The organism is Bradyrhizobium sp. 1(2017) (genome assembly GCF_011602485.2).
Lineage (GTDB): Bacteria > Pseudomonadota > Alphaproteobacteria > Rhizobiales > Xanthobacteraceae > Bradyrhizobium.
Map to the genome: position 1 here is coordinate 5,762,769 of NZ_CP050022.2, position 21,830 is coordinate 5,784,598.

General features: G+C 65.3%; 20 protein-coding genes. 9 read left to right on the forward strand and 11 right to left on the reverse strand.

The features are described from left to right. Window positions 1-63: 63 nt before the first annotated feature. Window positions 64-1,140 carry a BMP family ABC transporter substrate-binding protein gene (locus HAP40_RS27400; protein WP_166814820.1) on the forward strand — a complete coding sequence of 359 codons (1,077 nt, stop codon included), beginning with the start codon at window positions 64-66 and terminating at the stop codon, window positions 1,138-1,140. Window positions 1,141-1,234: 94 nt separating this feature from the next. Here HAP40_RS27400 and HAP40_RS27405 read toward each other — a convergent pair whose 3' ends face one another. Continuing rightward, window positions 1,235-2,584 (reverse strand): 8-oxoguanine deaminase, encoded by a 1,350-nt coding sequence (locus HAP40_RS27405; protein WP_166814819.1) that lies wholly within the window; start codon window positions 2,582-2,584, stop codon window positions 1,235-1,237. Window positions 2,585-2,744: 160 nt separating this feature from the next. On the opposite strand from HAP40_RS27405, the gene HAP40_RS27410 reads away from it, so the two are divergent. Continuing rightward, window positions 2,745-3,572, forward strand: coding sequence for an FAD binding domain-containing protein (locus HAP40_RS27410; RefSeq protein ID WP_166814818.1), 828 nt, complete (start codon window positions 2,745-2,747; stop codon window positions 3,570-3,572). Then, a complete protein-coding gene (locus HAP40_RS27415; RefSeq protein ID WP_166814817.1) occupies window positions 3,569-6,295 on the forward strand; it encodes a molybdopterin-dependent oxidoreductase in 2,727 nt (908 codons plus the stop codon). The genes HAP40_RS27410 and HAP40_RS27415 overlap by 4 nt, the downstream gene beginning before the upstream one ends. On the opposite strand, the gene uraD is transcribed toward HAP40_RS27415, so the two are convergent. The 4 genes from uraD to HAP40_RS27435 form a co-directional block, all read right to left on the reverse strand. After that, on the reverse strand, window positions 6,292-7,179 hold the full coding sequence (gene uraD / locus HAP40_RS27420; RefSeq protein ID WP_166814816.1) for a 2-oxo-4-hydroxy-4-carboxy-5-ureidoimidazoline decarboxylase: 888 nt from the start codon (window positions 7,177-7,179) through the stop codon (window positions 6,292-6,294). The genes HAP40_RS27415 and uraD overlap by 4 nt on opposite strands. A gap of 3 nt (window positions 7,180-7,182) precedes the next feature. Next, entirely contained in the window at window positions 7,183-8,118 is a 936-nt protein-coding gene (puuE, locus tag HAP40_RS27425; RefSeq protein WP_166814815.1) for an allantoinase PuuE, read from the reverse strand. Continuing rightward, complete coding sequence (locus tag HAP40_RS27430) at window positions 8,119-8,532, reverse strand: DUF3830 family protein (RefSeq protein WP_014493672.1); 414 nt, start codon at window positions 8,530-8,532, stop codon at window positions 8,119-8,121. A 1,345-nt stretch (window positions 8,533-9,877) separates the two neighbouring features. Continuing rightward, a complete protein-coding gene (locus HAP40_RS27435; RefSeq protein WP_166814814.1) occupies window positions 9,878-10,285 on the reverse strand; it encodes a hypothetical protein in 408 nt (135 codons plus the stop codon). A gap of 296 nt (window positions 10,286-10,581) precedes the next feature. Here HAP40_RS27435 and HAP40_RS27440 point away from each other — a divergent pair, with 296 nt between their 5' ends. Continuing rightward, window positions 10,582-10,833, forward strand: coding sequence for a DUF2798 domain-containing protein (locus HAP40_RS27440; protein ID WP_166814813.1), 252 nt, complete (start codon window positions 10,582-10,584; stop codon window positions 10,831-10,833). A 7-nt stretch (window positions 10,834-10,840) separates the two neighbouring features. Here HAP40_RS27440 and HAP40_RS27445 read toward each other — a convergent pair whose 3' ends face one another. The 3 genes from HAP40_RS27445 to HAP40_RS27455 all read right to left on the reverse strand — a co-directional run bounded on the left by HAP40_RS27445 (window position 10,841) and on the right by HAP40_RS27455 (window position 14,100). Further along, window positions 10,841-12,628, reverse strand: a complete 1,788-nt coding sequence (locus HAP40_RS27445) for a chloride channel protein (RefSeq protein ID WP_166814812.1) — start codon at window positions 12,626-12,628, stop codon at window positions 10,841-10,843. Between the two features lie 12 nt (window positions 12,629-12,640). Continuing rightward, window positions 12,641-13,294, reverse strand: coding sequence for an L-fuculose-phosphate aldolase (locus HAP40_RS27450; RefSeq protein WP_208024881.1), 654 nt, complete (start codon window positions 13,292-13,294; stop codon window positions 12,641-12,643). Between the two features lie 179 nt (window positions 13,295-13,473). Continuing rightward, window positions 13,474-14,100, reverse strand: a complete 627-nt coding sequence (locus HAP40_RS27455) for a MarC family protein (protein ID WP_166814811.1) — start codon at window positions 14,098-14,100, stop codon at window positions 13,474-13,476. An 89-nt stretch (window positions 14,101-14,189) separates the two neighbouring features. Here HAP40_RS27455 and HAP40_RS27460 point away from each other — a divergent pair, with 89 nt between their 5' ends. The 5 genes from HAP40_RS27460 to HAP40_RS27480 all read left to right on the forward strand — a co-directional run bounded on the left by HAP40_RS27460 (window position 14,190) and on the right by HAP40_RS27480 (window position 18,216). Then, on the forward strand, window positions 14,190-14,396 hold the full coding sequence (locus tag HAP40_RS27460; protein ID WP_166814810.1) for a hypothetical protein: 207 nt from the start codon (window positions 14,190-14,192) through the stop codon (window positions 14,394-14,396). Between the two features lie 113 nt (window positions 14,397-14,509). Continuing rightward, window positions 14,510-15,076 carry a ferritin-like domain-containing protein gene (locus tag HAP40_RS27465; RefSeq protein WP_166814809.1) on the forward strand — a complete coding sequence of 189 codons (567 nt, stop codon included), beginning with the start codon at window positions 14,510-14,512 and terminating at the stop codon, window positions 15,074-15,076. A gap of 194 nt (window positions 15,077-15,270) precedes the next feature. Further along, window positions 15,271-15,654 (forward strand): Hsp20/alpha crystallin family protein, encoded by a 384-nt coding sequence (locus tag HAP40_RS27470; RefSeq protein WP_166814808.1) that lies wholly within the window; start codon window positions 15,271-15,273, stop codon window positions 15,652-15,654. 8 nt (window positions 15,655-15,662) lie between these two features. Next, on the forward strand, window positions 15,663-18,056 hold the full coding sequence (gene lon / locus HAP40_RS27475; RefSeq protein WP_166814807.1) for an endopeptidase La: 2,394 nt from the start codon (window positions 15,663-15,665) through the stop codon (window positions 18,054-18,056). A 4-nt stretch (window positions 18,057-18,060) separates the two neighbouring features. Further along, window positions 18,061-18,216 carry a hypothetical protein gene (locus tag HAP40_RS27480; RefSeq protein WP_166814806.1) on the forward strand — a complete coding sequence of 52 codons (156 nt, stop codon included), beginning with the start codon at window positions 18,061-18,063 and terminating at the stop codon, window positions 18,214-18,216. A gap of 71 nt (window positions 18,217-18,287) precedes the next feature. On the opposite strand, the gene HAP40_RS27485 is transcribed toward HAP40_RS27480, so the two are convergent. From HAP40_RS27485 to HAP40_RS27495, 3 genes are all read right to left on the reverse strand, one after another. After that, complete coding sequence (locus HAP40_RS27485) at window positions 18,288-18,590, reverse strand: HU family DNA-binding protein (protein WP_166814805.1); 303 nt, start codon at window positions 18,588-18,590, stop codon at window positions 18,288-18,290. Window positions 18,591-18,948: 358 nt separating this feature from the next. Further along, complete coding sequence (locus HAP40_RS27490; RefSeq protein ID WP_166814804.1) at window positions 18,949-20,181, reverse strand: acetyl-CoA C-acetyltransferase; 1,233 nt, start codon at window positions 20,179-20,181, stop codon at window positions 18,949-18,951. A gap of 182 nt (window positions 20,182-20,363) precedes the next feature. Further along, window positions 20,364-21,824, reverse strand: coding sequence for a GH1 family beta-glucosidase (locus tag HAP40_RS27495; protein ID WP_166814803.1), 1,461 nt, complete (start codon window positions 21,822-21,824; stop codon window positions 20,364-20,366). Window positions 21,825-21,830 lie beyond the last annotated feature (6 nt).

Genomic DNA, 21,830 nt, shown 5'->3' on the forward strand with positions numbered 1-21,830 from the left:
GCGTGCGCGATGGGGCGCGCACGTTGCGGATCGTGACTTTCCCCTGATGTTTGGAGATTGACGATGAGGAAATCGCTTCTAGCACTCGCTGCCGGACTCTTGCTTGCCGGGAGCATCGGTGCAGCCTCCGCCGCCGACAAGCTGAAGGTCGGTTTCGTCTATCTGGGTCCGATCGGCGACCTCGGCTGGACCTACCAGCACGATCTCGGGCGCCAGGCGCTGGTGAAGGAGTTGGGTGACAAGATCGAGACCACCTATCTCGAGAATGTGCCAGAAGGCCCCGACGCCGAGCGCTCCATAGAGCAGCTCGTCCGTGCCGGCAACAAGCTGATCTTCACGACATCGTTCGGCTACATGGACCCCACGCTGAAGGTCGCCAAGAAATATCCGAACGTGCATTTCGAGCACGCCACCGGCTACAAGCGCAACCCGAACATGTCGACCTATTCGGCGAAATGGTATCAGGGCCGCTACATTCAAGGCCTGATCGCGGCCAGGATGTCGAAGGCCGGCGTGCTCGGCTATATCGGCTCGTTCCCGATTCCGGAGGTCGTCTCCGGCATCAACGCCACGATCCTGGCGGCGCAAACCATCAACCCGAACATCAAGGTCAAGATCATCTGGGCCAACACCTGGTTCGACCCGGGCAAGGAGGCCGACGCCGCCAAGGCGCTGATCGATCAGGGCGCCGACGTGATCATGCAGCACACGGATTCGCCGGCGGCGATGCAGATCGCCAGCGAACGCGGCAAGCTGGCCTTCGGCCAGGATTCCGAGATGATCAAGTTCGGCCCCAAGACCCAGCTGACCTCGATCCTCGACACCTGGGGTCCCTACTACATCGAGCGCGTCAAGGCCGAGCTCGCCGGCACCTGGAAGTCAGAGGACACCTGGGGCGGCCTCGACAGCCACATGTTCGCGATGGCGCCCTATACCAACATGCCCGACGACGTGAAAAAGATGGCAGAGGATGCCCAGGCCGCGATCATCGCCGGCAAGCTGCATCCGTTCAAATGCCCGATCATTGGGCAGGACGGCAAGCCGGTCGAGTGCAAGGGCGGCGATCACCTCGGCGACGGCCAGATTCTCGGCATGAATTTCTACGTGAAGGGCATCGACGACAAGCTTCCGGGCAAGTAGCACGCTTCTTGCTTTGGCATGATCACCTGCTCCTCCCGGAGGAGGTTCGGAGGGGGTGGCCAGAAGCACCCGGCACTTGTGGTCGCCCCCTCTTTCATCCCGTCTGCATGATCCGCGCCGCCGCGCTGTGGCGACGGATGAGATCTGGCACGTCGAGGCCCGGGATCGCGCCATCGATCACGGTCCATTTTCCCGCCACCATCACCCGGTCGGCCCGGTGAGCTCCGCACAGCACCAGCGCGGCCAGCGGATCGCCATGCCCGGAGAAGCGCAGCTCGTCGAGCCCAAACAGTGCGAGATCGGCGGCCTTGCCGACCGCGATCTCGCCGAGTTCCGGCCGGCCGACGCAGGCCGCCGAACCCTTGGTGGCCCAGCGCAGCGCGTCCGTGTGGCCGACCTTCGTCACGCCGTAGCGCGCGCGTTGCAGCAGGAACGCAGCACGCACCTCCTGCATCAGATTTGAACCATCGTTCGATGCCGAGCCGTCGACGCCGAGCCCGATGCCGACACCGGCCTCTTCCATCTCGCAGACCGGACAACAGCCGGACGCCAGGATCTGGTTGCTGCAGGCGCAATGGCTGATGGTCGTCTTCGCCTTTCCTAGCCGCTTCATCTCGTCCGCATTGAAGAAGATTCCATGGGCCAGCCAGGTCCGCGCATTGAGCCAGCCACATTGCTCGAGATAGTCGAGCGGGCGGCAGCCATACATCTGCTCGCAGAATTTGTTCTCGTCCTCGGTCTCGGCGAGATGAGTGTGCAGGCGTACGTCGAGCTTGCCGGCGAGATCGGCGGTGGCGCGCATCAGCGACGTCGTCACCGAAAAGGGCGAGCATGGCGCGAGCGCGATCTGCACCATCGCATCCATGCCGCGCTGATGATGCTTGGCAACCACGCGCGCGCTGTCGGCGAGGATCGTGTCCTCGTCCTGCACGACGCTGTCGGGCGGCAAGCCGCCGTCGCGCTGCGACAGGTTCATCGAGCCGCGCGTCAGCAGCACGCGCACCCCGAGCCGCTTGGCCACCGCAACTTCGATGTCGACGGCGTCCTCGAGACCTGCCGGGAAGACGTAATGGTGATCGGTCGTCGTGGTGCAACCCGAGAGCAGCAGCTCGGACATCGCCACGGTGGCGCCGAGCTCCAGCGCTTCGGGCGTCAGCTTCGCCCACACCGGATAGAGTGCCTGAAGCCAGGGAAACAGCTCGCGGTCCATTGCCGCCGGCAGCGCCCGCGTCAGCGTCTGGTAGAAGTGATGATGGGTGTTGATGAGGCCCGGCAGAACGACGTGTTGGCCCGCATCGAACACAGCGACATCCGCCGTCGCAGGCGTCCCACCGGCCGGCACGAGTTCGACGATCCGGCCGTCCTTCACCACGATTCCACGCTCCGCACCGCCTGCGAGGATGGCGAGGGGGTCCCTGATCCAGATCGGCTTTATGTCGCTCATGATCCCACTTCCCTCACATTCGCGCGACGAGCATTCAATCCGGCCAAGTGGCGATGCCGTCATGCTACGACTTTTTTCTTGCGACTTGTTTCTTGCGACTTGGCTCCGGTCTTGCAAGACTCGTCCGTACGATTCACCGGGCGGAAGCTTTGGCACAGCCATGGATTTGAATACCATCACAGCCGTCGCCCATCCGCAAACACGCGCGCAACTCCCCGTCTGGACGGCAGGTGATGCCTGGCTTGCGGGCGGCACCTGGCTGTTCTCGGAGCCGCAGGTCCATCTGAGGCGGCTGATCGATCTCGCCGATCTGAAATGGCCGGCGCTGACGATCACCGACAGCCATCTCTCAATTGCCGCCACCTGCACCATCGCAGAGCTCGACGGTCTCGCCTGCCCGCCGGACTGGCTCGCAGCGCCGCTCATCGGCCAGTGCTGCCGGGCCTTCCTTGCGTCGTTCAAGATCTGGAAGACCGCGACCGTCGGCGGCAATCTCTGCATGTCGCTGCCGGCAGGGCCGATGATCTCGCTGACGTCAGCGCTGGGCGGCGTTTGCACCATCTGGAAGGCCGATGGCAGCGAGCAGGAGATTCCGGTGGTCGACCTCGTCACCGGCAACCAGCGCAACCGCCTGAGCCCGGGCGACCTGATCCGGCAGATCGATATCCCGATTGCCGCGTTGAGGCGCCGCTCGGCCTTTCGGCAGATCTCGCTGGCGCCAGTCGGCCGCTCGGCGGCGCTGCTGATCGGCAGCCTCGATCCGGATAGCACGCTGACGCTGACGGTGACGGCATCGACGGTGCGGCCGATCCAGCTGACCTTTCGCAAAGCCCCGGACGCCAGCGCGCTACGCGACGCGATCACGCGGCAGATCACCGATGACCTGTACCACACCGACATCCACGGCAAGCCGCTCTGGCGCAAGCACATGACGCTGCGGCTCGCCGAGGAGATCCGCGGCGAACTCGCTGCCGGAGCGCCGTCATGAGCTTCGAGATCAACGGCAAGCCATTTTCGCAAGCGCCGCGCGCCGGCCAGTGTCTGCGCACGTTCCTGCGGGAGCTCGGTCATTTCGGGGTGAAGAAGGGCTGCGACGCGGGCGACTGCGGCGCCTGCACAGTGTTGCTCGACGGCGAGCCCGTGCATAGCTGCCTGATCCCGGCGTTTCGAGCCGAAGGACGCGCCGTGACCACGATCGAAGGTCTCGGCGGGGACCATGGCGCCCATCCGATGCAGCAGGCGTTCCTCGCTGCGCAAGGCTTTCAATGCGGCTTCTGCACAGCCGGCATGATCCTGACCTGCGCCTCGCTGAACCAGGCGCAGCGCACCGATCTCGGCACGGCGTTGAAGGGCAATATCTGCCGCTGCACCGGTTATCGCTCCATCGAGGACGCGCTGCTCGGCAAGTCCAACGTCGATGAGAGCGTCGCGCGCGGGGCCGCCTTCGGCCGCAGCCTGCCGGCCCCCGCAGGTCCCGACATCGTGCGAGGCAAGGCGCGCTACACATTCGACACCGAGCTCGAGGGCCTCCTGCACATCAAGCTGCTGCGCTCGCCGCACGCCCACGCCAGGATCGTCGCGATCGACAGGTCGGACGCCCTTCGCGTTCCCGGCGTGCACGCCGTGCTGACGCATGAGGATGCGCCGACGGTCCTGATCTCGACCGCGCGACACGAGAAGGACTGGATGGACCCCGAGGACACCCGCATCCTCGATGACGTCGTCCGCTTCATCGGCCAGAAGGTCGCCGCCGTCGTCGCCGAGAGCGAAGCCGCCGCCGAGGAGGCGTGCCGGCAGCTCAAGGTCGATTACGAGATCCTGCCGGCACTGATCGATCCGGAGAAGGCGATGGTGCCGGGCGCGCCGGTCATCCATCCCGACCGCACCACGGCGAACCGCGTCGCTGATGCCCAGCGCAACCTCGTCGCGGAAACGCATGGCGAGTATGGCGACGTCGCGGCCGCACTCGCGACCTCTGTCGCCACCTTCGAGGGCACCTTCCACAGTCACCGTGTGCAGCATGCCGCTTTGGAGACCCATGGCGGCCTCGCCTGGGTCGATGACGCCGGCGTCCTCAATGTCCGCACGTCGACGCAGGTGCCGTTCCTGACCCGCCGCGCACTGTCGGATATCTTCCAGCTTCCCATGGACAAGGTCCGCGTGTTCTGCGAGCGCGTCGGCGGCGGCTTCGGAGGCAAGCAGGAGATGTTCGTCGAGGACGTCCTGGCGCTCGCCGCGCTCAAGACCGGGCGACCTGTGAAACTGGAGCTGACCCGCGAGGAGCAGTTCATTGCGACCTCGACGCGGCACCCGATGCGGGTCCACATCAAGGCCGGTGCCGATGCCGACGGCAAGCTGACCGCACTGCAGCTCGACGTGCTCTCGAACACCGGCGCCTACGGCAATCACGCCGGCCCCGTGATGTTCCACTCGCTGTCGGAGTCCATCGCCGTCTACAATTGCCCGAACAAGCGGGTTGACGGTTTCGCCGTCTACACCAACACGGTGCCATCGGGCGCGTTTCGCGGCTATGGCCTGCCGCAGACGCTGATCGCGATTGAGGCCGCCATCGACGAGCTGGCGAAGCAGCTCGGTATCAGCCCCTACGAGATGCGCCGGCGCAACATCGTCAGGCCCGGCGACTCCATGCTCTCGCCACCGCCGTCCGAATTTCACGACGTCGTCTATGGCTCCTACGGGCTCGACCAGTGCCTCGACCTCGTCGAGCGCGCCATGCGGACCGAGGGTCCACAGCCGGAGCTTTCGCCGGAATGGCTGATCGGCGACGGCGTCGCTCTCACCATGATCGATTCCGCGCCCCCGGCCGGCCATCTCGCCGACGCCATGATCGCGCTCAACGACGACGGCGGCTTCGACCTCACCGTCGGCACCGCCGAGTTCGGCAACGGCACAAGCACCGTGCACCGGCAGATCGCCGCGACGGTGCTCGCGACCACCGTGGACAGGATTCGCCTGCGTCAGTCCGACACCGCTCATGGGGGCCACGACACCGGCGCCTATGGCAGCGCCGGCATGTTCGTCGCGGGCAAGGCGACACATGCGGCGGCCGTGCAGCTTGCGACCGAGCTGAAGGCGGCGGCTGCGAGCGCCTGGCTCTGCGATGCCGCGAGCTGCGCGCTTGAAGGCGAAGCCGTCGTCAGCGGCGTGCGGCGCATGTCCTTCGTCGAGCTGGCAATGCTCGCGCGCGAACGCAGCGAGCCGCTCGCAGCGCACGGCGATTCCAGCGGCACGCCGCGTTCGGTCGGCTTCAATGTGCAGGGCTTCCGCGTCGCCGTGAACAAGGGCACCGGCGAGCTCAGGATACTCAAGAGCGTCCAGGCAGCGGACGCCGGCGTTGTCGCCAATCCCATGCAATGCCGCGGGCAGGTCGAGGGCGGTGTCGCGCAGGCACTCGGCGCGGCGCTCTACGAGGAGATGGCGATCGATACGGACGGCCGCGTCATCAACGCCAAGTTCCGCGACTATCACCTGCCCTCCTTCGCCGACGTGCCGCGCACCGAAGTGTTCTTCGCCGACACGAGCGACACGGTCGGGCCGCTTGGGGCGAAGTCGATGAGCGAGAGCCCCTACAACCCCGTCGCCGCCGCGATCGGCAACGCCATCGCCGATGCCACCGGCATCCGCTTCACCGCGCCGCCGTTCAAGCCGGATCGGCTGTTTCCGGCGCTGCTCGAGAAGTTCGGTAACTAGCTGCCGCGATAGGTCGAATAGCTCCACGGCGTGACCAATAGCGGCACGTGATAGTGTCCCTCCGGCTCGCTGAACGCGAAGCGCAGCGGGATCTCGTCGAGGAATGGCGGGTCGGATAACGGTACGTTGCGCTCCGCGTAATATTTGGCGACGCTGAAGCGGAGCTCGTAGCGGCCGATCGGCAGCGGGCGACCGCCAATCAGTGGCTGGTCGGTGCGGCCGTCGGCGTTGGTCACGGCGCGCGCAATGACGCGGCTCTCGCCGAGGCTCGCGAGCTCCACCAGCTCAACCGGGATGCCAGATCCGGGCTTGCCCGCGTGATTGTCGAGCACATGCGTCGACAGCCGGCCGTGCACCATCAGCCTGTCGTCGGCAACGACGAGCTGATCGAGCCGCAGCGCGGAGATGCGGCCGATCTCCTCGATCGCGCGTCTTATCTCCGTCTTGACGATGTTGAGCAGCCGCACCTCGAAATCACGCAGGATGGAATCCCTGGTGTGACGGCGCACGCAGACGATATAGGGGAAGCCGAATTTTTCACGATACGCGTTGTTGACGCGTTCGAATGCGGCGTATTCGGCGTCCGACAGCCGGTCGAGGCCGGCGCTGTTCTGCTCGTCGGTCGATTCCGCCGTGAGGCCGGCGGCGCGCTGCGTCTTGTTGGCGAGATCGGGATGCGCCCGGATCAGCGCAAGCTGCGCCTCCGGCTCGGCGCTCTGGATCGCCGCCATCAGAGTGGCGTGCAGCTGGTTGATGCCGGCGAACGGCCGCTTCGCGGCGAGCTGCTCGGCGATCCATGGCGAGTAGTCGACGACGTTGGCGAGGGCCGCGACGAACTCGGCCTTGCCTGCAGCGTTGAGATCGGCCAGCGAGATCTGCGGCATCTCTCACCCGATCTCGAAAGCGTCGGCCGCCAGATGCGCGTGCTTGTCGTGCCAATGCTGTGCGATCTGCAATCGCGTCGGCACCCAGACGCGTTCGTGCTTACCGATATAGTCCAAGAAGCGGATCAACCCCGCAGCGCGGCCGGGGCGGCCGGCGAGGCGGCAGTGGAGACCCACCGACATCATCTTCGGCGCGCTCTCGCCTTCGGCATAGAGCACGTCGAAGGCGTCCTTCAGATAGGTGAAGAACTGCTCGCCTTCGGCAAACCCCTGCGGGTTGATGAAGCGCATGTCGTTGGCGTCCAACGTATAGGGAATGATGAGCTGCTTGCGGCCTGCGCCCCTGACCCAATAAGGCAAATCGTCGGCATAGGAATCGCAGAGATAGAGGAAGCCGCCCTCCTCCATCAGGAGACGGTTGGTGTTGATCGAGGAGCGCCCGGTGTACCAGCCGAGCGGCCGCGATCCGGTCGCCTCGAGGTGGACGCGGATTGCCTCGGCGATCTCGGCGCGCTCCTGCGCCTCGGTCATGTCCTTGTGCTCGATCCACTTCAGGCTGTGGCTGGAGATATCCCAGCCCGCCTCCTTCATCGCCGCGACGATCTCGGGATTGCGCTTCAGCGCGGTGGCGACGCCGAACACGGTGGTTGGCCAGTTGCGCGCGGTGAACATGCGCCAGAGTCGCCAGAACCCGGCGCGCGAGCCGTATTCGAACATGGATTCGATATTGGCGTGGCGCTGGCCCGGCCAGGGCTGCGCGCCGAGCACGTCGGACAGGAAGGCTTCCGAGGCGCGATCGCCGTGCAGGATGTTGTTCTCGCCGCCCTCCTCGAAATTGACGACGAACTGCACCGCGACCCGCGCATTGCCGGGCCATTGCGGATGCGGCGGGTTGCGGCCGTAGCCGCGGAGATCGCGCGGGTAGCTTGTGTCAGCCACTCAGACTTCCTCGAAGCGGATCGGCAGGGCGCCCTTCCACAGCACGCTCTTGCCGAGGGTCGCAAGGTTCTCCAGCCCCGAGGTCAGCGTGATGAAATGGTTGCCGGCGAGCTGGCCCATCTTGCTCGCGAAATGCACGCCACCATAGGCGAGCAGGATCTCGGTCTCGCTGATGCCGCCGGGATAGAGGATGATCTGGCCGGGCGCGGGATAGCTGGTGTGGTTCTCGTAGCCGACGCCGAAATCGAGATCGCCGAGCGGCATCCACACCCCTTCGCCGCTCCAGCGCACATGGATGATGTGGCTTTCGAACGGCAGCGCCTTGCGGAACGCGGCGACGGTCTTGGGGGCCAGCTGCTCCTCGAAACGGGCGTCGAAGGTGAAATCGCCGGCGCGGATAACGAGTTTGCTCATCTCATCTCTCTGGATCGGGTCGCAGGGTCGGGGGCAACGGCGCCACAGGGAAGCTTCAGGCAAAGAGCACTCCCGACAGCTTCGCGCAAGGGGCGTGCTGCATCGCGGGCGAGGTCGAGATGCCCGGCCGTGGCCTTCGGCATCGTCTTGACTTGCGCTGCCGCCGGCGAGGCGATCAGCGGCAGGACCAGTGGATATCTCGACATCGCTGTCGCCTGGAGATCCAATTGGCCCATTGAACCGGATTGCGGCCCGCAAGTCCATCGGCGCCGCGCGCGCGATTTGCCGAATATTCAGCCCGCGGCCAGGCAACTTCTGGTGTCGTCATTGCGCACTCTCGTGTCCCGGACAAGCTGCAGCGCACCGCTGAAGGAGCGCTGCGCTGCGTCCGGGGCGCGAGAGCGGAGTGTGGCGCAATACTCTCCCCACAACGTCATTGCGAGGAGCCCTTGCGACGAGGCAATCCAGAATCCCACCGGGGTGAGCCTCTGGATTGCTTCGCTGCGCTCGCAATGACGGAGCGTGAGGTTGCAGCGTCGCTCTTTCGGCTTGCATTTCCAAACCCAGACACGGTTTCGCATTCTCGCGGCGCTTTTCGCCCGAGCTTTGCTTGATGTCTCCACGCTCTCATCCAAGAGGGCGCAGGGAAGGCCGGGTGCCAGCTTGCACCCGCGGTCTGCTGCGCGAATAATGCGCAAAGGAGACCGCACAGCAGCATACAGGTGAAGCCCATCACTCGGCCTTCCCTGCGCGATGGTCGGACGGCGTATGCCGTGCTCTCCCGGGAGCCGAATTCCCTCTGGCCTCCCTCACCCCGGCGAAAGTCGCCGGCACCGCGCCGGTTGACGCGACTGCCGCATCCGCCAGGGCTTGACCGTAGCAACGACGGCCAGGACCACACGGTTTTACCGTACGCACGGCCCGCCATTTCGCCGCAGTTTTTCCAACCCTGTCGACGGAGCCGGAAACTTACAGACGAGACGAACCTGACAGCGCCGCTCGTCAACGCGATGCCCGGGACTCACGGAGAGCAATCCGCCCTGCCCTTGGCTGTTCGCGCGCGACGCTACCGCGTCCACCGCAAGCCCGACTCTGCGATCACAACGACGATGGACCGCCCCTCAAGGGCGAGCCGGGATGGGCGACACATACGCCAAAACCGAATTTCGGTAAAGTGGAATATTTTCGGGCAATGGGATTGACAGGGCGCGACACGGGGAACTTGGCATGCAGGCAATGAAAAGGCGGCGCAACGCGCCGCCCTTTCGCAGACCCCTGTGGTTCGATCCGATCTATGACGGATCCATCCAGCGACGCCGGGACCGGCCGTTCGGTACGGCCGTAATCAGTAGCCGTAGTAGGGGCTGCCGTAGTACGCAGGGCCGCCACCGTAATAGCCCGGGCCGCCGTAGTAAGGACGCGGGCCATAGCCATAATAGTAGCGGTTCTCGTAGTAGTCGCGCCGCCGCTGCTCGGCGATTACCCCGCCGATGATGCCCGCCGCAGCGCCCATGAATGCAAGACCCGCCGCGTTCGGCCCGCGCCGATAGTAGTGACGACGACGGGCGGCGCTGAAATCGGTGACGGCGGCGGAGGCCTGCCCCGCCGCGGCAGCCTTTGCGGACACCGCCGGGCTCGAACCCGAGGATGCCGCGGCCGAGGGCGACACTGAGCTTGCGAGCAGCGCCAAGCCTGCGAACGCGGCCAAGACCGTGTTGCGTCCGGCCGTGGAAATCATCGGTCCATCACTCATCTAGATCTTCCTCTGTTCTCGCTCAAAACATATGTAAGCAAACAGTATCTAACGCGCAAACCGCTGAAATGGTTTCCCGATCGCGGCGTTCTGCCACGCTTCGAACGATTGTAAACCGAACAATCGAATGCAGCTTGAACCATCCAACCTGAGCGGTTAATGAACGGCCGCGCCGTTTTTTTCCGGTCGCCGTAAGCGTTTCACGTGAACCAACGCATCAACCGACGCCGTCGGGATGGATGCCATTTTCCAGGGTTCACCACGCTCGACACGTCCTTTTCCTCGAAAGAAATCAGATGATCGCGGTTCGCAAACTGCCGGCGCGCTATGCGCCGATCGTGATGCCCTTTGTGCTGTCCATCCTCATGACGGCAGTGGTGTCAGTCATTTCCACGCTGCGAAGCTTGGGGGCAACGCCGGAATTTCTGGCGACTTGGCCCGGTGCCTGGGCGTTGTCTTGGCTCGTCGCCTTTCCGACGCTGCTGATGGTGCTACCACTGGTCCGTCGCATCGTGGCCTGCCTCGTCGCAGCGCCGCCCGGCCGATAGAAGGCGCCTAAGACAGCGCTCCCAGCACGCCGCGCGTCGCCTTGTCGATCTCCTCGACATAGCGGCGGCGGACGAAGTTCTCGGTGAGGAAGCCGACCACCTTGCGGCTGTCGGTGGAATCCACCACCGCCAGCATCTCGGCCTCGGCCTCGTCGAACACCGCCATCGCCGACTTCACGTTCATTTCCGGAATCAGCACGATGTCGATCAGGCGCGCCAGTTCGATCACCTGGATGTCGTCGGCGATGGTGTCGAGATCGCTGGAGAACAAATCGGGCAGCAGGACGAGGCCGATATATTCGTCGGCATTGTTGACGATGACGATTCCCGGCCGCGAGCCCAGCGCGAATTCGCCGCGCGCGGCGGCGATCGTCGTGGTCGACGGCACCTTGCCGACGTCGGAGCGCATCAGGCGCTCGACGGTGAGGTTGCGCAGCCAGCCGACGTCGTTGGCGCTGCGGATGGTCTCGCCGCGCAGATGCAGGCGCCAGGTCGAAAAGGAGTGGCCGAACATGAAGCGGACGCAGATCGAGGTGACGATGCAGCCGGCCAGCACCACGGCGGTGACGTCGACGTTGCGGGTCATCTCCAGCACGAGAAACGACATGGTGAGAGGACCGCCGACGATGGCGACGCCGAGGGTCGCCATGCCGGTCAGCATTGCGACCAGCGGATCGATCGCGAAGTTCGGGCTGATCAGAAGCAGCACCGCCGCGAAGAACTTGCCGATCAGGCTGCCGACGAACAGAGAGGCAAAGAACAGGCCGCCGCGGAAGCCCGAGGCGAGCGAGATCAGGCAGGCGGTCACTTTCAAGGCAATGATCAGCGCAATCAGGCCGATCGTCATGTCGTGGAAGAGGTCCAGCACCATGGCGCCGTGGCCGGCCGCCAGCACCTGCGGCGTGATGATGGCGAAACTGCCGACGATGAGACCGCCGATCACCGGACGCAGCCAGACCGGCATCCAGACGAACAGGCGCTCGAACATCGCCGAGGAGCGCATCACCGCGATACCGACCCCGCTGGTGATGAGAGCAAGCCCGATCAGGGCCAGGTACTGCTCGACGCCGACCGCGCTGACCTTCGGTATCTCCAGCGAGTACGGCGCGCCGCCGAGCCATTGCGCGGTCAAGGCGCCGGCGAGCGAGGCCGCCAGGATCGGCGCGGCGCTGCCGACCGCATAAACGCCGACGATGAGTTCGCAGGCGTAGAAGGCGCCGGTGATCGGCGCGCCGAATGCCGCCGCGATCGCGGCGGCAGCACCACAGCCGACCATCAGGCGCAGATCGTTGCGGCGAAGATTGAAGAACTTGCCGAGCAGCGAGGCGATACCCGAGCCGATCTGGGTATAGCCGGCCTCGAGGCCCACCGAGGCGCCGCAGCCGTTGGAGATCAGGGTCTGGCTCGACACCACCACGCTGTCGCGCATCGAGAGATTGCCGCCGCGCAGCGCATTCGCCTCGATCGGGTCGACCGCATTCGAGATCTTCATGCGCCGCCGCGACCATTCCATGATGCCGAGCGAGAGCCCTCCGAGCGCAGGCGCGATCAGCGCCGCCCAGGGGCTGACGCGCTCGTGAGCCGACAGGTGAACATCGATGGGAATGCCGTAGATCACGACATGCGCGATCTGGGCGATGTGAGCCATCAACGTCACGACCGCGCCCGCGAGCGTGCCGATCACGAGCGCGAGCGGGATCAGGTAGAACTCGTTGCTGCGCAGCAGGGCGCGCAGCCGAACCATGGTGCGGTTCGTCCCCCTGCGATCGACGAGATGTCTGATCCGCACGAACACCTTCGATCCGCCCTACCCTTCCGACAGGCCGTAGCCGGCCATGCGCTGGCGGACCCGTTCGATCTCGGCGCTGGAGAGCAGCGGCGGTTGTCCGATCTGGAGGCAGCCGTGATATTGCCGCGCCAGCGTCTCGACCTCGACGGCGAGCCACATCGCCTTGTCCAGCGTCTTGCCGATCGCGATCATGCCGTGATGGTCGAGCAGGCAGGCAAGCCGGCCCTCCAGCGCCTGCACCGCATGCTCGGACAGCTCCACCGTGCCGAAGGTGGCATAGGGTGCGCAGCGGATGGTGTCGCCACCGGCGGCCGCGATCATGTAGTGCACGGGCGGGATTTCCATGCCCATGATCGCCAGGATGGTGCAATAGGTCGGATGGGCGTGGACGACGGCATTGACGTCGGGCCGGGACTTCAGGATGTCGCGATGGAAGCGCCACTCGCTGGACGGCTTCTGGCTCGGGGCATGGGAGCCGTCCATCGCCATCAACACGATCTGGTCGGGGGTCAAGGCCTCATAGGGCACGCTGGTCGGCGTGACCAGAAGCCCGTCCGCATGTCGGACGCTGATATTGCCCGAGGTGCCCTGGTTGATGCCGAGCGCGTTCATGCGGCGGCAGGCGTCGATGATGGCCTGTCTCTTGGCGAGCTCGTCCGCTGTCATCGACATCTCGGTTTCTTCTCGGCTTCTTCTCAGCTTCTTGGCGATGGACGTTTGTTAGAGGGGAAGTACGTCAAAGCCATGTGGCAGCGCAAGCGAAAGCGACCGGCTCGCGCACGGTCTTATCGAGGGATCCCCCGCCCCCGAAATAGACCGCAAAATCAACGAATTACCAGATTGTCGCACCCCTACGGCAGGCTCGCCCGGACGGCCGCGATGCCGTTGATGACGAACTGCACCGAATAGGCGGCAAGCAGCATGCCGAGCACGCGCGAGAGCACGGCATTTCCGGTGCGCCCGAGGGTGCGCGCGATCAGTCCCGCCGAGACAAAGCACAGCATGCAGAGCAGGCAGACCGAGAGCACCACCGCGATGATGATCGCCAGTCTTGCGCCATAGCCGGCATCGCCCGACAGCAGCAGCGTGGTCGCAATCGCGCCGGGGCCGGCCATCATCGGAATGGCGAGCGGAAACACGGCGACGTCGGAGGCGTGCTCCGATGTGGCCTTGTCGGCTTCCCGGGCCTCGCGATGCGGACGGTCGCCGAAGATCATCTGGTAGGAGACGCCGAACAGCAGCAGCCCCCCGGCGATCTGGAAGGCGGGGACGCCGATGCCGAGCTGGCGAAGCAGCCAGTTTCCGACCAGCGCGATCACGACCAGGATCGAGGCGGCGATCAGCGGCGCCCGCAATGCGATCGTCCGCTTGACCGTGTCGGGCATGCCTCCGGTGGCGGCCAGGAAGGCCGGCGCAAGGCCGACGGGATCGACCACCAGCAGCAGGGTCACGAAGGCCGAGAGGGCGAAGTCGATCATGTCTCGGTGGGCTCCCTGGACGCAGGAACGATGGCAGGCGGACTGACTTAGCCCGGCAGAGCCGTTTTGCAAATCATCGGAGACGATCAATGAGCGACAGTGGAATCGGAATGCTGCTCGGCCAGCTCTCGGCCAACCTGCTCTGGCTCTGGTTCATCGGCGCCTTCCTGCTCGGCGCGGTCCTCGCCTATGGCGTGATGAAGGCCGGGCGCCTGCGGCACGTCGAACGCGCGCAACTCGACCGCAACACCGAGGCGCGGCAACGGCAGGAGGATCCCTACAAGCGTCCGACGTGAGCGATCACCACGAGTGCCGGCGGCAGTTAGGAACTTTCGTTCTCGAAACGGTTTTCATGGCCTGAGGATTGAGGAAGGAGACGCCTTCCCGTGTCGCCTCAAGAGGAGGACGTATGGCTAAACGAGCGAAGAAACGCGCAACCAAGAAGACCGCGGCGCGACGCCCGCGTCAGGCGCCGAAGATGCTGAGCGACCTGTTCCTGGAAACGCTGAAGGACATCTATTTCGCCGAGAACAAGATCATCAAGACCCTGCCCAAGATGGCGAAGGCTGCAAACTCGAAGGAGCTTGCGGCGGCCTTCAACAAGCATCTGCGCGAGACCCAGGGCCAGGTCAAACGGCTCGATCAGATCTTCAAGATGCTGGGCAAGCCCGCGCGCGGCAAGCCCTGCGAGGCGATCAACGGCATCACCGACGAGGGTGCCGAGATCATGAAGGATTTCAAGGGAGCCCCCGCCCTCGACGCCGGTCTGCTCGCGGCGGCGCAGGCCGTCGAGCATTACGAAATCTCCCGCTACGGCACGCTGCGCACCTGGGCCGAGGAGCTCGGCATGCAGGATGCGGCAAGACTGCTCCAGGCGACGCTGGACGAGGAAGAAGCGACGGATCACACGCTGACCGAGCTCGCGACGTCCGTGATCAATCTCGAAGCGGAAGACGAGTATCGCGCCGCGGCCTGATGCCGCGCGTGGCCTGAATTGTTGCCGACGGCGCCGCGGAACATGGCCGCGGCGCCGATGCGTTGAGCGGGAAGGCCCCGTCGGAACGAGGCAGGCATGTCCTGGACACGCGCTTCCTGGACCCGCGCTGGATTTTCGGGGGAACAACCCCATATCCTCGTTTTCCAACCGCAGCGCCTTCCCCGAGACTTGCCATGCAATCTAAAAATCCCCTCGACTGGATGCTGTCCGAAGCCCTGGACCAGCTGACCCGCGCCGAACGGCTGCGCCAGCAGTTCGGCCGCCAGGAAGCCTGTTGGGAGCCGCCGATCGACGTGCTCGAGACCGAGCACGAGCTCCTGATCCTCGTCGCGCTCCCCGGCGTCAACCCGGACAATGTCGAGACGGTGATCCATGACGGCGCGCTCGTCATCTCCGGCCAGCGCACCCTGCCGCCGGAGCTTCGCAGCGCCCGCATCCACCGGCTCGAGCTGCCGCAGGGCCGCTTCGAGCGGCGCATCGCATTGCCCCTTGGCCGCTACGCCATCAGCCGCTTCGTGATGGACGGCTGCGTCGCGCTGCGCCTCGCCAAATCCTGAGGTCGATCATGGCCACCGCACAGATGAATACCCCGCAAAACAATTCCCAGAACGGCTCCGACGTGAAGATCCCCGACGACGCGCTGATCGTCATCCCCGTGCGCGAGATGGTGCTGTTCCCCGGCGCCATCGCGCCGATCGCGATCGGCCGGGCCAAGTCCATCGCCGCGGCGCAGCAGGCGCTGCGCGAGCAGCGGCCGGTCGGCATCGTCCTGCAGCGCAGCCCGGAGATCGAGGAGCCGGGGCCGGACGACCTCTACCGGGTCGCCACCATCGCCAATATCGTGCGCTACATCACCGCGCCTGATGGCACCCATCACATCGTTTGCCAGGGCGTGCAGCGCGCGCGCATCCTCGATTTCCTGCCGGGGACGCCGTTCCCGGCCGCGCGCATCCAGCAGATCCCCGAGCCGACCACGACCTCGCCCGAGATCGAGGCCCGCGCGCTGAACCTGCAGCGCCAGGCCATCGAGGCGATCGAGCTGTTGCCGCAGGCACCGCCCGAGCTGGTGGCAATGTTCCAGAACACCAGCGCGCCGGGCGCGCTGGCGGATCTGGCGACCTCGTTCATGGACATCAAGCCGCAGGACAAGCAGGAGGTGCTGGAGACCATCGACCTCGCCTTGCGCGTCGAGAAGGTGTCGAAGCACCTGGCAGAACGGCTGGAGGTGCTGCGCATCTCCAATGAGATCGGCCAGAAGACCAAGGCCTCTTTCGACGAGCGGCAGCGCGAGGCGATCCTGCGTGAGCAGATGGCGACGATTCAACGCCAGCTCGGCGAAGGCGACGGCAAGGCGGCCGAGGTCGCCGAGCTGACCGCTGCGATCGCCAAGGCCGACATGCCGCCGGAGGCGGACGCGCACGCCAGGAAGGAGCTGCGGCGCTACGAACGCATGCCGGAAGCCGCCGGCGAAGCCGGCATGGTCCGCACCTATCTGGACTGGCTGATCGAGCTGCCCTGGGCGCTGCCCGCGGAGAAGCCGATCGACATCAAGGAGGCGCGCGGCATCCTCGATGCCGATCATTTCGGCCTGGAGAAGATCAAGAGCCGGATCATCGAATATCTGGCGGTGCGCAAGCTGGCCCCGCAGGGCAAGGCGCCGATCCTGTGCTTCGTCGGCCCGCCCGGCGTCGGCAAGACCTCGCTCGGCCAATCCATCGCGCGCGCGATGGATCGCCCCTTCGTGCGCGTCAGCCTGGGCGGCGTGCATGACGAGGCCGAGATCCGCGGCCACCGGCGCACCTATATCGGCGCCCTGCCCGGCAACATCATCCAGGGCATCAAGAAGGCCGGCGCGCGGAACTGCGTGATGATGCTGGACGAGATCGACAAGATGGGCCGCGGCGTGCAGGGCGACCCTTCCGCTGCAATGCTGGAGGTGCTCGACCCCGAGCAGAACGGGACTTTCCGGGACAATTACCTGGGCGTGCCCTTCGACCTGTCGCGCGTGGTGTTCATTGCGACCGCCAACATGCTGGACCAGATTCCGGGCCCGCTGCTGGATCGCATGGAGCTGATCAGTCTCGCCGGCTACACCGAGGACGAGAAGCTGGAGATCGCGCGGCGCTATCTGGTGCGACGGCAGCTCGAGGCCAACGGCCTCGCGGCCGAGCAGGCCGAGATCGAGCCGGAGGCGCTGAAGCTGATCGTCAAGGGCTACACCCGCGAAGCCGGCGTCCGCAACCTCGAGCGTGAGATCGGCAAGGTGTTCCGCCATGCCGCGGTGCAGATCGCCGAAGGCACGGCCGCGAAGGTCGTGGTGCAGGCGAAGGACATCGCCACCGTGCTCGGCCAGCCGCGCTTCGAAGGCGAGATCGCGCAGCGCACCAGCATTCCTGGCGTGGCCACTGGCCTTGCCTGGACGCCTGTCGGCGGCGACATCCTGTTCATCGAGGCCTCGCGCGTGCCCGGCCGGGGCGGAATGATCCTGACCGGTCAGCTCGGCGAGGTCATGCGCGAAAGCGTGCAGGCGGCGCTGACGCTGGTGAAGGGCCGGGCCACGCAGCTCGGCATCGATCCCGCGGTGTTCGAGAAGAGCGACATCCACGTTCACGTCCCCGCGGGCGCCACCCCGAAGGACGGACCGAGCGCGGGCGTTGCGATGTTCACGGCGCTGACGTCACTGCTCACCAATCGCACGGTGCGCAGCGACACCGCGATGACCGGCGAGATCTCGCTGCGCGGGCTGGTGCTGCCGGTCGGCGGGATCAAGGAGAAGGTGGTGGCCGCGGCCGCTGCCGGCTTGAAGCGGGTGATGCTGCCGGCGCGCAACAAGCGGGACTACGACGACATCCCGCAGAGCGCGCGGGACAACCTCGAATTCATCTGGCTGGAGCGCGTCGACGAGGCCATCGCCGCCGCGCTCGAACCTGCCGAGGCCAACGTCGAGGCAGCGGAGTAATGCGATGAACAAACTGCTGGAAAGAACGAAGCGATCGCGGAAGACGCAGCGGCTGCGCCAGCTGCTCGATCGTGCCGTCGACCGGGTGCGCGATGCGCTGGCGGGACCCGAGCCGCGGCTTCAGCCGATCCCGGTCCGGGTGAAGCGCCGCAAGGGTTGAGCCCTCCGTCTCAGGCCCTCGCGGCTGCCCCAAACAAAAGGCCCCCTCCATGCGAGGGGGCCTTTGCGTTGTTAGCCCACGGCGTCCTTGGCCGCCTTGACCGGGCGGGCGCGGACGATCTTGCGGGCCGGCTTGGCCTTGAACATCATCTCTTCACCCGTGAACGGGTTGGTGCCCTTGCGCGCCTTGGTCGCGGGCTTCTTGATGACCACGAACTTGGCGAAGCCCGGCACCAGGAACAGGCCGTTCTTCTTGAGCTCCTTGTGACCGACGTCGGTCAGCGTCTCCATGACGTTCTTGACGTCGCGCTTGGAAAGCTCGGTGGCGGTCGCAATCTTTTCGATCAACTGCGATTTGGAAAGTTGGGTTGGCATCGTGTCTCCTCTGATTCGTTGCCGGTTGCATATTAGACCAACCGGCGAAGGCCTATAGCCTTCTGCACAGTTTTGTCGCGGTTTTACGGGCTTTTTTGGCCCTCTAAGGCAAAAAACCCTGCATTTTAGCTGCTTCCGGAGCGGAAGGAGCCTCAGGCAGCGGTTTTTGCCTTGTTTCAAAGGCCCGCAAGCCACCTTGCTAAAGCTGATTCGATGCTTTCGACAAGCGACGACCGGCCCCTTTGCCGGAGGCCGGTCGTGATTCACCCTGAAAAATAAGGGCTAGATCGCCGTGTTGCGGCGTCTCAGCTGCTCTCTCACCCTGTTCTTACGGGGCGCGCGAGGAGCTTCGCTCGCGCTAGATGCGCTCGATGATGACCGCCGGCGCCATGCCGCCGGCCGCGCACATGGTGACGAGACCGCGCTTGAGATCGCGCCGCTCGAGCTCGTCGAGCACGGTGCCGATCAGGATCGAGCCGGTGGCGCCGATGGGATGGCCGAGCGCGATCGAGCCGCCATTGACGTTGACCTTGGCGCGATCGAGGCTGAGGTCGCGGATATATTTTTCCGCAACCACCGCAAAGGCCTCGTTGATTTCGAAGAGATCGATGTCGTCGACGGTCAGCCCCGCCTTTGCCAGCACCTTGCGCGTGGCCGGCACCGGCGCGTTCAGCATCAGGGTCGGCGAGTCCCCCATATTCGCCATCGCCACCACGCGGGCGCGGGCTTTGAGGCCATGCGCCTTGGCGTAAGACGGCGACGCCAGCAGGATCGCGGCGGCACCGTCGACGACGCCGGAGGAGTTGCCGGCGTGGTGCACGAAGTCGATCTCGAGGTCCGGATATTTTTGCAGGATCAGGCCGCGATAGGTCGTGCCCTTGTCGTCAAGCGCATAGTCCGCGATCGCCGGGAATGCCGGCTTCAGGCTGCTCAGCCCCTCCATCGTGGTCTGCGGGCGCGGATATTCTTCATGGTCGAGCGCGAGGCTGCCGTCCTCGCGATGGACAGGAACGAGGCTCTTCTTGAAGTAACCGTTCGCCATCGCATGCGCGGCGCGCTTCTGGCTCTCCAGGCCGAGCGCGTCGACGTCCTGACGCGTGATGCCTTCCAGCGTCGCGATCGCGTCGGCACAAACGCCCTGATGCGACTGCGGATGCTTTGCCCGCAGACGCAGGTTTCCGCTGTCCATCATCATCGGACCGCCGCCGCGGCGTCCCTCCATCGACATCATCTCGCAGCCGCCGGCAATGACGAGATCTTCGGCCCCTGCCATGATCGAGCTTGCGGCCATGTTGACGCTGGTGATGCCCGAGCCGCAGAAGCGGTCGAGCGTCACGGCGCTGGCGCGCACGTCGTAACCGGCATCGAGTGCCGACATGCGCCCGAGATCGCCGCCTTGCGTCGCGACCTGCGCGCTGCAGCCCCAGACGATGTCGTCGACGTCGGCGGTGTTGATGCCGGTGCGGTCGGCGAGCGCGCGCAGCACGGTTGCACCGAGCTGCTGCGGATGAATGCCCGAGAGTGCCCCCTTGCCGGCCTTGCCGACGCCGCGCGGGGTCCGGCAGGCATCGATGATCAGCGCGTCAGCCATTGGCGTTGTCCTCTTGTTCGTGGTGTTGAGGAGCGTTTTGAATCAGGGGAAGGGCTGAGTCAACGTGCGGCATTTCACGCGCCGCACCGAATTTTCCGCTGCGCGTAAAATCAGGCCGCTTCATGCATCCGCCGTCGCTGGAGCTCAGCGGAACAAGGGGAAGAAGGGGAAGAAGGAGATGATCATACCCCCGCCGCGTTGTTTGCGATCACGTTGCGATAGAAACTGGCGCTGAGCTTCGGGGTGCGGACCTGGGTGTCGAAATTGACGTGATAGAGCCCGAAGCGCTTGTTCAGCCCGTACACCCACTCGAAATTGTCCATCAGGCTCCAGAGGAAATAGCCGCGCACCGGCACGCCTTCGGCGGTGGCGCGCTGGAGCTGGGCGAGATAGTTGCGCAGGTACATGATGCGGTCGGTGTCGTAGATCTTGCCGTCGGGCGTGACGACGTCGTCACCGGAGGCGCCGTTCTCGCTGATATAGATCGCATCCGTCTTCCAGATCTTGGCCGCAAGCTTCGGCACCCAGTAGATCGTCTCGGGGCCGACCCGCAGCCAGTCAGAGTTCATGTGCGGGAACGATTTCGGAATCGGCAGCGGCATGAAGCCCGCGCCCTGGTCCGAGGCCACCACGTAGTTCTGCGGCGCGTAGACGTTGAGCCCCAGGAAATCGACCGGCGAGGAGATGATCTTCAGCTCCGCGTCGGTGTATTTCGGCGCATTGGGCCCGGCGAATTTCAGGAAGGCGTCGGTGTACTGGCCCGTCATGATGACATTGAGATAGCCGGCGTTCATCTCGCGTAGCGCGATCTCCGCGGCGCGGACGTTCTCCGGCGTGTCGATCGCGGGCGCGCAGGCATCGATGTTCTCGGCCGGTCCTACCCTGGTGCCCTGGCGGCCACGGGCGCGCACCGCCTGCACCGCAATCCCGTGCGCGAGCGCGCTGTTGTGCCTGATCTGGTTGACCTCGGCTTGCGGCAGCGTCACGCCCGGCGCGTCGATGCCGATGCCGTAACCGAAATAGACGAAGCGGCCGCTCTCGTTCAGCGTGAACACGTTCTTGACGCGGTCGGTCATATGCTCCGCGATATAGGCCGCATAATCGCCAAAGATCTTGCAGGTCTCGGTCGAGCGCCAGCCGCCAAAACGGTCCTGCAGCGATTGCGGCAGGTCCCAGTGATAGAGTGTCAGCCACGGCTCGATGCCGTTCTTGAGAAGCTCGTCGACCAGGCGGTTGTAGAAGTCGAGCCCTTTCGGATTGGGCTTGCCGTCGCCATCCGGAAACACCCGCGGCCACGCCACCGAGAAGCGATAGGCCTTGCAGCCGAGCGCCTTGATCAGCGCGATATCCTCCTTGTAGCGGTGATAGTGCTCGTTGGCACGATCGCCTGTGGTTCCGTCCTCGATCTTGCCGGGGATGCGCACGAACTTGTCCCAGATCGAGGCCCCTCGCCCGTCTTCGTTGACCGCACCCTCGACCTGATAGGACGAGGTCGCCGTGCCCCAGACAAAGCCCGCCGGAAATCCGCTTCCGCCGCGCGGCGGCGCCGGCTTGACCTCAGCGGCCCCGAGCGGACTTGCAATCCCGGCTGCGGACACTCCCGCCAACGCGGCAAACTGGCGACGCGAGACTTTGTCCGACATTGATGC